Raw genomic sequence first — 15878 nt, forward strand, 5'->3', positions numbered from 1 at the left:
ACGGCTCCACCACTGCCACCAAGCCCACCCACACACCACCCACCACCAGCAAACACCACCTGCAAACGCAACCCGAACTGGGTATCGGGCGCGACCGGAGCAGGAGGGCGACTCAGCGACGAAGCACCCACAGCGAACACCACCCTTGTGCGATAAACCCGTGTTTGCGATAATTAACATATGAGTACCACCGTGGAATTACCCCCTGACTTGGCAGAGAAAGTTAGCCAACTCGCTTCTGCACGCGGTGTCGACTCCAGCGACTTAGCTGCCAGTTTTATCCGTGAGGGCATCGCCTCCGTGCGATTCACCCCAACGCCTCCCCCGTTTAGGGTCGTGAAAGACCCCAATACCGGATGGTCATCGCTTTCCCTAGGACACACGGTAACTTCCGCGGAAGTCAAGGCACTCCTAGCGCAAGACGAAGATGACGAACTACCTGATTGACGCCAATGCGCTGATAGCTTTCAATGTCAGCACCCACCAACATCACGATGTGGTTCTGCGCTGGTTTGCACAGGCGGATACAGTCCTGCTGTGTCCCATCACGGAGGGCGCGCTATTCCCAAAGTGCAGAGAATCCCTGACGACCTACACTACGACAATGCCGACTGGACAGGAGTTCAGGGACACCGCCAAGTTACCGATGTTTACTTGACCGAGCTCGCACAGCATCACGATGCCTTGCTGGCAACTTTCGACCAAGGCATTGCCTCCCTACGCCCAGACGCAACATTTCTGATTCAATAGACGGCTCAGAACCTTTGTCGCGGCGTTTTCATTACTCCCGACGGCAATGCGCCGACTGGTTCAGTGCGCACTGTTTTCACCCAGGTTTACGCCCCGAGGTTTCCGACCGGCAGGCTCAACCCTATTAATTTGCGTCGGTGTGCCATATATGACATACCTACGCGTTATAAATAGTTTTTATCCCAGTTACTTCGAGAAGCTCAGGGCACCGTCAGTGTAGATAACTAGGGGGATTTGGGCTGTAGCTGCCATTATTGGCAGCTACAGCCCAAATCCCACCCTTTATCACCCAACGCAAGCAAACTTGGTGTCGGGCGCGACCAGAGCAAGGGAGGCGACTCAGCGCCTCCACTAAAAGCGATACCTCGGCAGAGGGCATATGCACGAACGACCGATTTCAAACCAAAAAAACACGCCATTACCCCACCAAGAATTTCTAAAACCCCTGGTAGACACGTTTCCGAAGTGATTGAGTTGCGCCAAACCGAACCGAAATCGGTCATTCACGCACCGGACACACCAAACCAGACTCACTGTATTACGCACCATGAACGCAAGCCGAACCAGGATGCTGGGCGCGACCGGAGCAAGGGGGCGACTCAGCGAGAGGCTGGGGGGTGAGAGTTTTGCGACAATAGTCGCGCAAAACGCGAGGGGGTACTCCCCCTTCCGCCTCTCGCGAGCGCCCCCGCGACGAAGCGCCCAACGAAGACCGATACTTCACCATCGCGCACGCGGATGTGCCGAAGCGTAGACTTCCCGGAGCATGTCGTTCGAGACTTTCGTATAAATCTGAGTGGTGGTGACCGAGGCGTGGCCGAGCAATTCCTGTACCGCGCGGACGTCCGCGCCACCTTGCAACAGGTGCGTAGCAAAGCAGTGTCGCAGAGTATGTGGGCCAACCGGAACGGTAATCTGAGCGCGCTGCGCCGCGGCTTGGATGATCGCCCAGGCACTTTGCCGACTGAGGGGTCGCCCCAGAGTATTCAAAAAGACCCGCCCTTGTGAACGACCTTTTTCTGCCAAACGCGGACGCACCCGCACCAGGTATGCTTCCAGGGCATCTTTGGCGAGGTGACCCAACATGGACAGGCGTTCCTTACGACCCTTGCCGAACAGTCGGACCAGCGGAATTTCCTCATCGAGATTAATATCATCCACCGCCAGATTAACCGCCTCAGAAATTCGGGCTCCCGTCGCATAGAGAAATTCCAACAACGCCCGATCTCGCAGCGCATTGTCGTCACCGGGCGCGCTCGCGGCCTCCAGCAACGTTTGGACTTCTTCCACCGTCAACACCGTGGGCAGATGAGCGCCGACTTTGGCTGGTGCGATACCTTTTGTCGGATTGGCGCGAACAACCCCGGTTTCATAAGCATAGCGATGCCAAGAGCGTACACTAGCGATGACACGGCGCGCCGAGGAGGGCGCCACCGCGGCATAATCGCCAAAACCCGCTTCTAGGGCTCGCGCAAACGACTCCAATACCGGCAAGGTGACTTCATCGAGACTGTTGACACCGTTAGCAATCAGGAACGTGATGTAACGACGCAAATCCCTGGTATATGCCGCCACGGTATGCGGGGAGGCACCGCGCTCCACCGCCAGATAGTCCAGGTAGGGTTGAGGATTCAACAGTTCGGGACACATGAAATCGGGGGCAGGTCGTGAGCCCATGTATTCCCCCTTTCGCCCGGTTTTTTTATAGTATCGAGTGGTGGGACAAATTCCGCGAGTATCTATCCAACTTTCCGATATTTTAGGTGATGAGTTATGTCTTTTGTGGCAAGTGAGCTAGACAAACAAGCTATTAAAGCTGCCAAAGCTCTGGCGGCAGACGCAGTGGAAAACGCCGGTAATGGGCATCCGGGAACCCCGATTTCTTTAGCCCCCGCTGCTTACCTGCTCTATCAATATGTGATGCGCAGTGACCCGGCAGACCCCTGGTGGTTGGGTCGAGATCGTTTCGTTTTGAGTGCCGGGCACGCCTCGGCACTGCAGTATGTCCAGCTGTTTCTGGCTGGCTACGGGATAGAGTTGGAGGATCTGAAACGGTTCCGTCAATCGGGCGGGCTGTTGACCGGTCATCCTGAATACCGTCACCAGCCGGGTGTGGAAGTGACCACCGGACCTTTGGGCACCGGCATAGCGGCAGCGGTCGGGATGGCTATGGAACAGCGACGCTTGCGCGGACTGCTGGACCCAGACGCAGCACCCGGCGAAAGCCCCTTTGACCATCATATTTATGTGGTATCCGGAGACGGCTGTCTGCAAGAAGGCATCAGTTACGAGGCGATGTCCCTGGCGGGTACTCAGGAACTCGGAAACCTCATCTATCTGTATGATGAAAACCGGATTTCTATTGAGGACGATATTGAGATTGCTTTCACGGAGGATATTCGCGCCCGGTTTGAATCTCAGGGTTGGCACTACCAAGAAGTGTCCTGGTTGCAAGACGACGGGTCTTACGTGGAAAACCTGGAGGCTCTGTTTGCCGCTTTCGAGACTGCAAAAGCCGAAACGCGCAAACCCTCAATCATTAAGTTGCGTACCATTATTGGCTGGCCGTCGCCGAACAAACAGAACCAGGGGGGCATTCACGGCTCCGCTCTGGGCGCTTCAGAGCTGGAGGGTCTTAAGGCCGCGCTGGGGCTGGACCCCACAAAGATGTTCGACATTCCTGCCGAAATTGTTGCCGCGACCAGGGAAAACGTCGCGAAACGGGCACAGGCATTCCGCTCCGAATGGGACCCGCGCTTTGCCACCTGGCAGCAATCCCACCCGCAGCAGGCTGCCTTGCTGAAGCGTCTACAGGATGGGAAGTTGCCCGCCGACGTGGAATCAGCACTGCCGCAGTTCGAGCCCGGCAGCGCAATCGCCACCCGCGCCGCCTCCGGCAAAGTCATCAACGCTTTGGCAGGCGTGCTGCCCGAGTTGTGGGGCGGCAGCGCGGACTTGGCAGGTTCCAATAACACTGCCATTGCTGACGAGTCGTCTTTTGCTCCTGCCGACCGCGCCACGAAGGCGTGGACGAACGTTAGCGAATGGGGGCGTAATCTGCATTTTGGGGTGCGCGAGCACGCTATGGCAGGGATTCTCAACGGCATCGCTACCAGCGGTTTGACCCGTCCCTACGCGGGTACTTTCCTGGTATTCTCAGACTTTATGCGCGGGGCGGTGCGCCTCTCGGCGTTGATGAAGCTGCCGGTCACTTACGTATGGACCCACGATTCTATCGGGGTCGGTGAGGATGGGCCGACTCACCAGCCGGTAGAGACGCTGACCAGCTTGCGCGCTATTCCGAACCTGGCGGTGGTACGTCCTGCGGACGGCGCGGAAACCGCGTATGCCTGGTTAGAAATCATGCGGCGACGCGGTCCGGCAGGGTTGGCGCTGAGCCGTCAAAAGCTGCCCAATCCTGCCCGCGGGGCAGACACCGGCTTGGCGAGTGCAAAAAATGTGGCGCGCGGTGGTTACGTGCTGAAAGACTTTGGGGACAATCCCGCGGTCATTTTGCTGGCGACCGGTTCCGAGGTCGCTCTGGCTCTGCAGGCTGGCGAGAAGCTAGCGGAGGAAGGCGTGGTGGCACGAGTGGTTTCTCTGCCTTGCCTGGAGTGGTTCGAGGAACAGGACGCAGCTTATCGGGAATCGGTTTTGCCGACGTCAATCCGAGCCCGGGTGTCCATCGAGGCTGGACTGGCGATGCCGTGGTATCGCTATCTGGGCGACGCGGGGACAGCCGTCTCGGTGGAAACGTTTGGTACCCCGGCAAGTGGTGCGGATAACTTTGCCCACTTCGGGTTCACCGTGGAAAACGTAGTCGCGAAAGCCAAAGAGAGCTTGGTTAAAGCCTAAGCAAAGGTCCCAGAAACCAGTGGAAGCCCCGGATATATTCCGGGGCTTCCACTTTTAAGTTTAAACGTGACTTACTTTTGAGCCGGAGCGGGACTGGTCGGCAATGCCGGAGTCGGGTTGGCAGGAGCCGTAACCGGCGCGGTAGGCGCGTGGTTTCCTTTGGCGTCGGGCGCTGCCGGTTTATCCATAGTGAATGCAAACAGCACGATGGCAAAAAGCCACACTAGGGACACCACAACGGTCAAAATATTCAGATTGCGCTGACCCACACCAGAAGAGGACATTGCCGAGGTCAAGCCGCCGCCGAACATATCGGACATGCCACCACCTTGACCCTTATGCATCAAAATGGACAATATCAGCAGCAGCGAAGTAATGACCAAAAGCACCTGCGCCACAATGTTGAAAGCAAATAACATGTTTTCCTCTGCGTTTATCAGTTCATGAACTCAGCCTTGCAATGATACCACGACCCAGGTATTAAGATAGTTTCGTGCCCGCAACACCCAAAGATTTATCGGCTCTCAATGCCACTCTCGTTGTCTTTATCGGCGGGGCACTAGGCGCGATGCTGCGATGGGGTGGGTCTTTAGCGGCTCACGGTGTCGCCACGTCGCCAATATGCCGGGGAATGTGTCAAAGCATTGTCGGGGGCGGCGGAGTCAACATCGACACCTGGATATTGAACCTACTGTCGGTGCTGGTACTGGCATATTTAACGGGTCGTTTAGTGTCCAATCCACATCGGCGTCATTCCCAAGCCCTGAAATTGTTAATCGGCACGGGTTTTTGCGGAGGTCTGGGAACGTACGGGGGTCCAGTCTGGCAGATAGTGGTCTATCAGCAGTTTCATTTGAGTCACCTGCTGGAATTATTGGCGATGTTTGCTGTGTCTCTGCCGCTCGGGCTATTTGCGCTGTGGCTGGGGACTCGGCGGGCTTTCGTGTCTGGCGATGACGGGAGGTTGGCATGATTCCCCTGTTGATAGCTCTCGGTGGAGGACTGGGCGCCATTGCCCGCTTTGGCATGGATAAGATGACCACGCACTTTATCGACAAGTTACGCGACCGATGCAGCACCAAACACCCCAGTGAAACCGTGACCGGAAAACGCTTGTGGGGTGGCTGGGGAATTATTTTCGTTAACGTCACGGGGTGTTTCCTGGTGGGCTGGGTCGCGACCGCGCCGTGGCTCGATGTTGTCATGAGTGGACCTTTGCAAGCGCAGCTGCCCACGCACACGGTGGCGGACGTGCTGCAAGCCGGTTTCCTGGGTGCCTACACGACCTTTTCCACCGCCATCATGGACACTATCGGCTATACCTGGAAACCCCAGTTTGACTTGGGTTACGCCATGAAAGCCACGCTACTAATTGGTGTGGTCATTTTTGTCTGTATCGGCGCGGCGCTGGCAGGCGTGGCGCTGAATACCGGCGTTTTCGTCCTGCCGAACTTGCATTCCTAGGGGTGCCGGCGACAAAACGCCAGTTCGAACACGACACCAAGAGGACTTCTGGTGGGCTGGGGGTCGGGCATCTGCGCGCCGGAGTATGTCACATCTAAGCACATAAAAAACCTGTACTTTTGCGGAATCTAGACGTAAAATTGCGCCATCGCGCTCTGTACAAGATGAAGCGAAAGTGAGGGAAGTTAACATGGACGTTTTTAGCATTAGAACTCATACTCCTCCCCCAGATTATTTGATGGTTAATTCCACCCAGATAAACTCAGCACCGAGTTTCAAGGTCGATAGTCTAAATCTGGGTTCACTGATTACTGACAATATAGAAATTAGTGATGCCGCTAAATTGGCAGCAGCAGCTTTCAAGGACTTTTCGAGCGTAGACAACATTCTGCGCCGTGCCGATAATTCTTTAAACGCTTTCGCAAAAGAATATGTTCGGCGACGCGATTTAATAATTAAGGCTGGACAAACTGATGAAACCTACAAAGCCAATCAAGCGAAGTTGATTGACGCTCTCGATACCGCGATGCGAGATCGAGTTTCAGCCTTTGCTGATGACTGTGTGGCGCTGATTAGTAATGCAGCTTCTATTGTCTCAGCTGGGGATGCGGATTTGGTGCAATCTGGCTGGGTGCGAGGCTATAAAGGAAGCGAAAAACTCTGGCTTTCAAGCTCTGAAGAACGCGGCATTAAGGCTGATATCAAAGAAATGTTCTCTCAGGTCATGAAGTCCGGGGGCGAGTCCGTGCCGTCTGGCAAAAACGACAGTTCGGTCCCTAATGGTCGATTCTTAGCCTCTTCTGATTTTGCGGGGCGCTCTTTTTACCGAAAGCTGGAGGATTTTTCCAGTGCGATAATCGATAAAGGGTTTACTCGTTGGGCTATGAAAGGAACCGAGGAAGGGCAACGTTCCGTACGGGCGATTAACGATCAAAGAGCAGCTCAAAATTCGGATTTGCAACGTCTAGACCTTAAAGCCTTTCAACATGATTGGGAAAGCTTTATTGTCGATATGGAGGATACCTCGGCAGTTGACAAATTCTCTGACGGTCTCAAAGCCATTTTGAGCCGATTCGATGAAGCAGCGAGCGTACACAAGAGACATAGTGATCTCGAATATGACCAAAGCCCAGCTGTGGACGAGTCAATGAAAAAAGTCGCGGATAAATTGGACCCAAAGGTTCTCGCTGCGGGGACCAAGACCTTTGAGAAATATGCTCCACGCCTAGCGCTATTTGCCGATAAACTGTCCGATTCTCAAAAGTCTTTGCTCGGAGTCATGTATCACGATGCTGAAACTCTGGGGACAAAAAACGCTTTTAAGAAAGTCGACGCATTCGCGAAAGCTTTGGCGACTAAAAACTTTTATGGGTTCAGGTTCGAGCCGCTCAACAACCCCAAGAATCTGACCATATTGAACCTGTTGCAATGGTCTAATGATGACGAAGCGAGCACGGGAATCCCTAAGGATCGCGCTCCACAAAAGTTGACAGCTGATGAACGAAAGGCGTTAATTACCCAGAAATACCTCCCTCACATGGTAGTTGGCAATGAGATAACCCAAAATGAGCTTGCTCACGCCCTGTTCAAACTAGGCAAAGCCGACGAGGTTAAGAGATTGAATCTGAAATACTCTAAATAGCTTTACCGCTCAGGCGGTGATGACTGGCTCAGAATCATAAAAACTTTCCCGGGGAGGCTACTGGTTATCAATAGCCTCCCCGGGAAAGTTTAGGGTGTGTGCCGTGGCGTTACTCGCCGAGGCGGCAGATTTTCCCGAATTCTTCAGCCTTCAGAGAAGCGCCGCCGACCAGGCCGCCGTCCACGTTGGGTTGAGCCATGAGCTCCGCCACGTTCGCGGATTTCACCGAACCGCCGTAGAGGACGCGGATTCCCTCAGCGGTTTCCTGACCGTAAAGCTCTGCAAGCTTGGCTCGGATAGCCCCACAAACTTCCTCGGCGTTTTCCGGGGTCGCGGTCTCGCCCGTGCCAATCGCCCAGATAGGTTCGTAGGCAACCACGCACTTGGCGGCATCCGGGGTGGGAATAGCGTCAAAAGCCGCTGCAATCTGTGCCAAGACGTGCTCGACGTGCTTTCCTGCCTTGCGCACCTCCAAAGCCTCGCCACAGCAAACAATCGGCACCATACCTGCCGCCAGAACCTTGCGCGCCTTTTCATTAACGACGGCGTCGCTTTCCTGGTGATATTCGCGGCGTTCCGAGTGCCCCACTACCACGTAGGTGCAGCCCAGCTTGGTCAGCATCGCGGTGGACACTTCGCCGGTGTAGGCACCGTTGTCGTGAGTGGAGACGTCTTGAGCGCCATACTTAATTTTCATGTCGTCGCCGTCGATGGTGGTTTGCACCGAACGAATGTCGGTAAACGGCGGAATGACTGCCACCTCTACTTTGCTAAAGTCGTGACGATGATCTTGCAGATCAAGGTTCAGCTGATTGACCAACTGAATTGCCTCGAGGTGGTCGAGGTTCATCTTCCAGTTGCCTGCCATCAGGGGAATACGTGCCATGCTTAGGCCTCCAATACTTCAATACCGGGCAAGACTTTGCCCTCCAACAATTCTAGTGATGCTCCACCACCGGTAGAGATGTGGCTGAACTTGGACTCATCAAAGCCCAGTTGGCGCACCGCCGCCGCGGAGTCTCCGCCGCCAACGATGCTAAAGGCCGTGCCGTCCTGCATTGCCTTTGCTACCGCTTTGGTACCACCCGCGAATGCCGGGAACTCAAACACGCCCATCGGTCCGTTCCACGCGACGGTCTTTGATTCAGCAATCTTGGCAGCAAAGAGTTCGCGCGATTTCGGTCCAATATCCAGCCCCATCTGGTCTTCAGGGATAGCATCAGCAGCCACTACGGTGGTTGGCCCATCAGGTTTAAACTCGGGCGTCACCACAACGTCAACCGGCAACACCAGTTCAACCCCGTTTTGTTTTGCCTGGTCCAGGTAGCTTTTCACGGTGTCAATCTGGTCAGCTTCCAGCAGGGACTTGCCTACCGCATATCCTTGTGCCGCCAGGAAAGTGTAGGTCATTCCTCCCCCAATCAGCAGGGAGTCAGCTTTCGTCAACAGATTCGCGATAACGCCGAGCTTATCGGAAACTTTCGAGCCTCCCAGCACTACCGTGTAGGGGCGTTCCGGGTTGTCGGTAGCTTTACGCAGCGATTCAATCTCTTTTAACACCAGGAAACCGGCTGCTGCGGGCAGCAGTTTCGCCACGTCATAGACCGAGGTTTGCTTGCGGTGTACTACCCCGAAGCCATCGGACACATAGCAGTCAGCCAACGCCGCCATTTCCGCGGCAAAAGCAGCACGTTCAGCGTCATCTTTCGAGGTTTCACGAGGGTCAAAGCGGACATTTTCCAACATCAAGATTTCACCGGTCGCGAGGGCCTCAGCTTTTGCTTTCGCGTCCGCACCGGTCGTGTCCTGGGCTAAAGTGACTTTGACCCCAATCAACTCAGCGAGTCGCTGCACCACCGGAGCCAGAGAAAATTCGGGCATGACCTGACCTTTGGGACGCCCCAAGTGCGCCATAGTGATGACTTTGGCGCCACTGTCCAGCAACTTTTGCAAGGTGGGCAGAGCCGCGCGAATACGCCCATCGTCAGTAATCTTGCCTTCCTTGAGGGGCACATTAAAGTCGCAGCGCACCAAAACGCGCTTACCGTTCAAATCTCCCAAGGAATCAATAGTTTTCAGCATATTTTTCCTTCCTTATACACTCTGAGGATGCGAAAGGACGCCCGCAAGTCACAGAGAAATGCAGGCGTCCTATCTCAACTCAAGACCCCAAAATTAGAGCTGCTTGCCCATGAACATGGCCAGGTCGACCACGCGGTTGGAGTAGCCCCATTCGTTGTCGTACCAGGACACACACTTAATCATGTTGTCAATCTGCTTGGTCAGAGGAGCATCGTAAATCGAGGAGTGCGGATCGGTAACGATGTCGGTGGAGACGATGCCATCGTCGTTGTAATCCAAAATGCCCTTCAACGAGCCCTCAGCGGCAGCCTTCATAGCGGCATTGATGTCATCAATGGAGCAAGACTTCTTCGGGATAAAGCTCAAATCGGTAACAGAACCGGTGATTACCGGCACGCGCAGGGCGTAACCGTCGAGCTTGCCCTTCAACTGGGGAAGCACCAGGGCAACCGCACGGGCAGCACCGGTGGAGGTCGGAACAATGTTTTGAGCCGCAGCGCGGGCGCGACGCAGGTCCTTGTGCGGAGCGTCGTGAATGCGCTGGTCACCGGTGTAGGCGTGGATGGTGGTCATCAAGCCGTATTCAATACCGAACTCATCGTCCAGGACCTTAGCCATCGGAGCCAGGCAGTTCGTGGTGCAAGAAGCGTTAGAAACCACGTTATGCTTTGCCGGATCGTAAGTTTCGTGGTTCACGCCCATGACGAAAGTCGCGTCCACATTGCCCTTGGCAGGAGCAGAAATAATGACCTTCTTGGCGCCAGCATTGATGTGCGCACGAGCCGCGTCACCATCGGTAAAGAAACCGGTGGATTCAATCACGATATCCGCGCCCAAATCACCCCAGGGCAACTTCGAAGGATCGCGCTCAGCCATAGCCGCGAACTTCTTGCCGTCAACGGTGATGGAATCGTCATCATAGGTGACGTCCTTGCCCAGGCGACCGGTCACCGAATCGTATTTCAACAGGTGAGACAAGGTGTGGTTGTCGGTCAAATCGTTCACGCCAACAATCTCGATGTCCGCGCCCTGCTCCAGGGCAGCGCGGAAGAAGTTACGACCAATACGGCCAAAGCCATTAATACCAACACGGACAGTCACAGTTTCCTCCATCTTGTGCAATCTCTCGTGCACATGTAGGTCCTTTAGATATTAATCCCAGCAGTGAATGCACTGCGGAACCCGGTCAAAATGTCGACCAGCCCTTAAAACCTACCCGAAACGCCCCTATAAATCATCAAAAATCGCGGTTAATTTCTGGTTAATTTCACTCTTTTGCGCCAGAACCTGCACAAAAAACATGTTTTATTAATTCGTGACGCCCTCTTTCGGTGATTCGCACCGCATCAGCCGGTACTGCTGGGCATGGAGATAAAACCGCAAACCAACCTAAAAAGGACGTAGGATTCAGGTATGACCAACATTGATGTTTTTTCTAAAGATTTGTCCGCTCTGTACACTCCCCTGGTGCTGGCAGTCACCAAAAAAGGCGATGAGCTGCAGGTTCCTACTTTCCCCGCCCTGCTGGATTTTGCCCGCGCCGCCGGGATGACCGGAAAACTCGGAGAAGTCAATAGAGTCCCCTCCCCACATGACTTTTCCGCCGACTTTGTCGTGTTTGCCGGGGTCGGTTCCCCGAATACTCCTGCCGACACGCTCCAGAACTTCCGTGAAGCTGCCGGCAACGTAACCCGCAGCATCACCAGTGAAGAACTTGCTTTTTCTTTCCCCACAAAGAACCGGGAGGAAGTCCTCGCCACGCTAGAGGGGGCACTTCTGGGAGCCTATCGTTTCGCCAAATATCAGTCCAACCCCGCTAAAACTCTGCAGACGCTGTACTTTCCGTCTGGTGATGCTCTCACCGAAACTGAGTACTCCCAGTTGCAAGCCACTATCAAAGCGGTGACGCGAGTCCGTGACCTGGTAAATACCTCGCCCTTGGAGCTGTATCCCGATTCTATGGCTCAGGCTTTCAAAAAAGCCAGCAAGAACTTGCCGGTGAGCTTTGAGAAGTGGGATTACCACGATCTCAAGGACCAGGGCTTTGGCGGACTCGTCGCGGTAGGGAAAGGCTCCAAACGCAAACCCTGCCTGGTGAAGTTGACCTACGCCCCCGAAGGCGCCAAAGCACATGTCGCGCTGGTCGGTAAGGGCATTACTTTTGATTCCGGTGGCTACAGCTTGAAACCGAGCTCTTCGATGCTCACCATGAAGTCCGATATGACCGGCGCCGCCACCATGGGAGCGGTGTGCTTGGCGGCAGCGGAAATGCGCCTGCCGGTTACGGTCACGGCGTGGCTGTGCTTGGCAGAAAATCTGGTCAGCGGGAATGCCTCGCGGGTTGATGACGTTATCACCATGAGAAGCGGGAAAACCGTGGAGATTACTAACACAGATGCGGAAGGGCGCCTGGTGCTGGCAGACGGTTTGACCATGGCGACTGCACAGCATCCCGACTTGGTAATCGACATGGCGACTCTGACCGGCGCCCAGAGAATCGCTTTTGGGACCCGAATTGCCGGGGTAATGGGCTGTCAAAAGGATCGGATACGCGACGCCTCCGTAAAGGTTGGGGAACCGGCTTGGACCGCACCGCTACCCGATTACCTGTTGGAACACTTGCATTCTGATGTGGCTGACATCGCGAATTCTTCCTCGAAACGCGAGGCTGGCATGTTGGTAGCAGGAATCTTCTTGAAACAGTTCGTTGGTGATACACCGTGGGCACATATCGACATCGCTGGTCCAGGTTTTAATACTGGCTCCGCCTGGGGATATACCCCGAAAGGTGGCACCGGTTACGGAGTGCGCACCTTGCTGGAAGTCATCGCCGAGATGGGACGCTAGCTGCGATTTTCTCTCACTTTGTGGGCATTAGCACATGAAAAACATTTAGTGAAAGAATGAACTTGCTGGCATTTGTTCCTATGACAGACTGGAGTTAAACATTGGGCGAAGAACAATACGATGTAGTGATTTTGGGCGGCGGAAATGGCGGTTACGCCTGTGCTTTGCGGGCGACTTCGCTGGGCATGAGCGTGGCTCTGGTCGAAGCGGACAAAGTCGGTGGCACCTGCCTGCATCGCGGTTGCATTCCTACCAAGGCTTTGCTCAGGGCGGCGGAAGTCGCCGATACCGTGCATGAGTCCGGGGAATGGGGCGTCGTTTCTGCTTACGGCGGTGTCGATATGGCTAAAGTGCGGGAATTCCAAAGCGGAATCATCAACAAAATGCATCGCGGTCTGTCCGGGTTGATTAAGAGTCACAAGGTCGAGTTCGTCAACTCTCGCGGTGTGCTTAGCGGGATTGATACGGTCACTGCCGGTGACCGGGTACTCAAAGGTCAGAACATCGTGTTAGCCTCCGGTTCCGTCACCAAGACTTTGGGAATGAACCTGGGTGGGCGCATTATCGGTTCCGAGCACGCCCTGTTCCTAGATCGTGTTCCCAATTCGGTAGTGATTTTGGGCGGCGGGGTCATTGGCGTCGAATTTGCCTCCATGTGGAAGTCTTTCGGGGCAGACGTCACCATCGTTGAGGCTTTGCCGCACTTGGTGCCTAACGAGGACGAGGACGTTTCTAAGGGATTAGAAAAGGCATTCCGGTCTCGCGGGATTAATTTCATGACCGGGACTCGTTTCCAAAACGCCATAGAGGATGAGTACGGAGTAACGGTCAACACGGAGGACGGTCAGACGCTGCGTGCGGATTATCTGCTGGTGGCGATTGGTCGTGGACCGAACACGGCAAATATGGGTTATGAGGCGCAGGGTATCCCGATGGATCGTGGTTTTGTGCTAGCCAATGAGCGCTTGCACACCGGTGTGGGGAATATTTATGCAGTCGGGGATATTGTGCCCGGTCTGCAGCTGGCGCACCGGGCGACTATGCAGGGGGTCTTTGTGGCTGAGGAAATCGCGGGACTGCAACCACGTGTAGTGCCCAATGACAACATTCCGCGCGTGACGTTCTGCGAACCCGAAATTGCCTCCGTAGGCTTAACTGAAGCGAAAGCTAAGGAAGTTTACGGCGCGGACAATGTCATCACGAAGCAGTCTAATATGCTGGGCAATGCGAAGTCACAAATGCTGAAAGCAGCTGGTTTCGTGAAACTGATCCAGGTCAAGGACGGTCCGATTGTGGGATTTCATGCTCTGGGTCAGCGCATCGGGGAACAGATTGGTGAGGGTCAGCTCATTGTGAACTGGGAAGCTGACGCAGAGGATTTGGCTTACCTGATGCACACCCACCCGACCCAAAACGAAATGATTGGTGAAGCGGCGATGGCTTTGGCTGGGAAACCGCTACACGGCTGAAACTTCGGGAAAGTCAATCAAAGGATAAGGACGAAATCATGGCTCAATCAGTTGCAATGCCCGCACTTGGGGAATCGGTAACCGAAGGTACCGTCACTAAATGGCTGAAAAACGTCGGCGACACCGTTGCCCTAGACGAACCCCTCCTGGAAGTCTCCACCGACAAAGTCGACACGGAGATACCCAGTCCCGTTGCGGGTGTGCTGACCAAGATTTTGGTTCCAGAGGACGAAACAGTCGATGTGGGCACCATTTTGGCTGAAGTTGGTGATGCTTCTGAGGTCAGTGCCACCCCGGTCGCTCCCGTTGCCCCGGCAGTTTCGACAGTGCCAGAGCTGCCGAATCCGGAGATTCCCTCCACCGTCACCGCTGGCAGCAATGGTGGCGCCCAGGTTGAGTGGTCCTATCCGACAATTCCCCCCATTCCTCCAAAGGCCGCAGAAGTTCCGGTTCCCCCGGTGCCTCCGGTAGTGGCACCAGCTCCGGCTGAACCGACTGTTTCGACTCCCCCGGTGCCCCCGGTTCCCCCCGCTGTGCCGCCGGCTCCAGTAGAATTGGCTGCACCAGTTGCGCCGGTCACACCATCAGTCGCTCCCGCAGCTCCCGTTGCCCCAACTGTCACGGCTCCACCGATTCCACCGATTCCACCGGTTCCACCGGTTCCACCGATTCCACCGATTCCACCGGTGCCGCCAACTGTACCAACCACCACAGAGTTTCCGGCAGCACCAGCAATCCCCACACCGCCACCCGCCCCCACAGCACCAGCTGTTCCCGCAGCATCGACGGCTCCCATAGTTGCTGAGACACCGAAAGCGCCAGCTGCCCCCGTGACTCCACCGGCTTCGGTTACTCCGGCTCCGCTGGCAGCACCTGCCGTTCCGGCGACACCTGCCGATAATCAGGCAGAGTACGCCACCCCAATTGTGCGAAAGCTAGCTGCTGAAAAGGGCGTTGACCTCAGCAAGGTGCACGGCACCGGGGTGGGAGGACGAATTCGCAAGCAAGATGTTTTAGACGCTGCTAGCAACATTTCTGACCATTCGCAGCCTCCCGTGGCACCTGTAGCTCCAGAGGTTTCACCAACGCCACCGGCTCCTGCGGATGTAACACCGCCGGTTCCCCCGGCTCCGACCGTTCCCGCCGTTCCGGATTCGCCGGTGCCACCAGCTCGGGTTACGCCTGAGGTTCCGGCTCCACCGGTTCCCGTTACAGATGTCCCCCGTGCCGCTGCCCCGAGCGGAGATTTGGATATGGCTCGCCTGGCGCAACTCTTTGCCGAAGTGGCAGAAGCCTTCGCGCATAAAGATGCCACGCCGGTGCCACCAGCTCCGGCAGAATCGGCTGCACCAGTCGCGCCGGTAGCAAAATCAGTCGCTCCCGCAGCTCCCGTTGCCCCAACTGTCACGGCTCCCCCGGTTCCGCCAACTGTACCAACTACTACAGAGTTTCCGGCAGCACCAGCTGTTCCAGCAGCACCGGCGGCTCCGGAGACTCCTGTCTCCCCGGCGAATGGCACAGGTCAGCCCATTAAAATGCCAGCCCTGGGTGAGTCCGTCACCGAAGGCACTGTCACCAAATGGCTGAAAAACATCGGCGACCCTGTCGCCTTAGACGAACCTCTCCTGGAAGTCTCCACCGACAAAGTCGACACCGAGATTCCCTCCCCCATCGCTGGCACCATCACCCAAATCGTCATCACTGAAGACGAAACCGTAGACGTCGGCACCGTCCTCGCCTACATCGGTTAGAGCCGGAATTATGTAAAA

At 55.5% G+C, this 15878-nt stretch carries 14 protein-coding genes; 9 read left to right on the plus strand and 5 right to left on the minus strand.

The features are described from left to right. Window positions 1-180 precede the first annotated feature (180 nt). Window positions 181-447 (plus strand): hypothetical protein, encoded by a 267-nt coding sequence (locus HMPREF0574_RS09340; RefSeq protein ID WP_211574966.1) that lies wholly within the window; start codon window positions 181-183, stop codon window positions 445-447. A gap of 90 nt (window positions 448-537) precedes the next feature. After that, window positions 538-750, plus strand: a complete 213-nt coding sequence (locus HMPREF0574_RS09700; protein WP_172460971.1) for a PIN domain-containing protein — start codon at window positions 538-540, stop codon at window positions 748-750. A 720-nt stretch (window positions 751-1470) separates the two neighbouring features. Here HMPREF0574_RS09700 and HMPREF0574_RS01430 read toward each other — a convergent pair. After that, the gene (locus HMPREF0574_RS01430) at window positions 1471-2427 is read right to left on the minus strand and encodes a tyrosine recombinase (RefSeq protein ID WP_004006888.1); all 957 of its coding nucleotides are present in this window, start codon (window positions 2425-2427) and stop codon (window positions 1471-1473) included. Window positions 2428-2523: 96 nt separating this feature from the next. Between HMPREF0574_RS01430 and tkt the strand changes: the two genes are divergently transcribed. Next, the gene (gene tkt, locus HMPREF0574_RS01435) at window positions 2524-4605 is read left to right on the plus strand and encodes a transketolase (protein WP_004006889.1); all 2082 of its coding nucleotides are present in this window, start codon (window positions 2524-2526) and stop codon (window positions 4603-4605) included. Between the two features lie 71 nt (window positions 4606-4676). Here the strand turns inward: tkt and secG are convergent, their stop codons facing one another. Beyond that, window positions 4677-5024 carry a preprotein translocase subunit SecG gene (gene secG, locus HMPREF0574_RS01440; RefSeq protein ID WP_004006890.1) on the minus strand — a complete coding sequence of 116 codons (348 nt, stop codon included), beginning with the start codon at window positions 5022-5024 and terminating at the stop codon, window positions 4677-4679. Window positions 5025-5098: 74 nt separating this feature from the next. Between secG and HMPREF0574_RS01445 the strand changes: the two genes are divergently transcribed. The 3 genes from HMPREF0574_RS01445 (at window position 5099) to HMPREF0574_RS01455 (ending at window position 7711) form a co-directional block, all read left to right on the plus strand. After that, window positions 5099-5578, plus strand: coding sequence for a fluoride efflux transporter FluC (locus HMPREF0574_RS01445; protein ID WP_236585874.1), 480 nt, complete (start codon window positions 5099-5101; stop codon window positions 5576-5578). After that, the gene (locus HMPREF0574_RS01450) at window positions 5575-6069 is read left to right on the plus strand and encodes a fluoride efflux transporter FluC (RefSeq protein ID WP_004006892.1); all 495 of its coding nucleotides are present in this window, start codon (window positions 5575-5577) and stop codon (window positions 6067-6069) included. Before HMPREF0574_RS01445 ends, HMPREF0574_RS01450 begins: the two co-directional genes overlap by 4 nt. Window positions 6070-6259: 190 nt before the next feature. Further along, on the plus strand, window positions 6260-7711 hold the full coding sequence (locus tag HMPREF0574_RS01455) for a hypothetical protein (RefSeq protein ID WP_236585873.1): 1452 nt from the start codon (window positions 6260-6262) through the stop codon (window positions 7709-7711). Between the two features lie 109 nt (window positions 7712-7820). Here the strand turns inward: HMPREF0574_RS01455 and tpiA are convergent, their stop codons facing one another. The 3 genes from tpiA to gap form a co-directional block, all read right to left on the minus strand. Beyond that, window positions 7821-8597: a triose-phosphate isomerase gene (gene tpiA / locus HMPREF0574_RS01460; RefSeq protein WP_004006894.1), complete on the minus strand. Its 777-nt coding sequence runs from the start codon at window positions 8595-8597 to the stop codon at window positions 7821-7823. 2 nt (window positions 8598-8599) lie between these two features. Next, window positions 8600-9793, minus strand: coding sequence for a phosphoglycerate kinase (locus HMPREF0574_RS01465; protein ID WP_004006895.1), 1194 nt, complete (start codon window positions 9791-9793; stop codon window positions 8600-8602). Window positions 9794-9886: 93 nt separating this feature from the next. Next, the gene (gap, locus tag HMPREF0574_RS01470; RefSeq protein ID WP_169760214.1) at window positions 9887-10894 is read right to left on the minus strand and encodes a type I glyceraldehyde-3-phosphate dehydrogenase; all 1008 of its coding nucleotides are present in this window, start codon (window positions 10892-10894) and stop codon (window positions 9887-9889) included. Window positions 10895-11206: 312 nt separating this feature from the next. Between gap and HMPREF0574_RS01475 the strand changes: the two genes are divergently transcribed. The 3 genes from HMPREF0574_RS01475 to HMPREF0574_RS09885 all read left to right on the plus strand — a co-directional run bounded on the left by HMPREF0574_RS01475 (window position 11207) and on the right by HMPREF0574_RS09885 (window position 15860). Next, window positions 11207-12640 carry a leucyl aminopeptidase gene (locus HMPREF0574_RS01475; RefSeq protein ID WP_004006897.1) on the plus strand — a complete coding sequence of 478 codons (1434 nt, stop codon included), beginning with the start codon at window positions 11207-11209 and terminating at the stop codon, window positions 12638-12640. 101 nt (window positions 12641-12741) lie between these two features. Continuing rightward, window positions 12742-14109, plus strand: a complete 1368-nt coding sequence (lpdA, locus tag HMPREF0574_RS01480; protein ID WP_004006898.1) for a dihydrolipoyl dehydrogenase — start codon at window positions 12742-12744, stop codon at window positions 14107-14109. 38 nt (window positions 14110-14147) lie between these two features. Further along, on the plus strand, window positions 14148-15860 hold the full coding sequence (locus tag HMPREF0574_RS09885) for a biotin/lipoyl-containing protein (protein WP_050748341.1): 1713 nt from the start codon (window positions 14148-14150) through the stop codon (window positions 15858-15860). Window positions 15861-15878: the final 18 nt, after the last annotated feature.

This window comes from Mobiluncus curtisii subsp. curtisii ATCC 35241, from assembly GCF_000146285.1.
Taxonomy (GTDB): domain Bacteria; phylum Actinomycetota; class Actinomycetes; order Actinomycetales; family Actinomycetaceae; genus Mobiluncus; species Mobiluncus curtisii.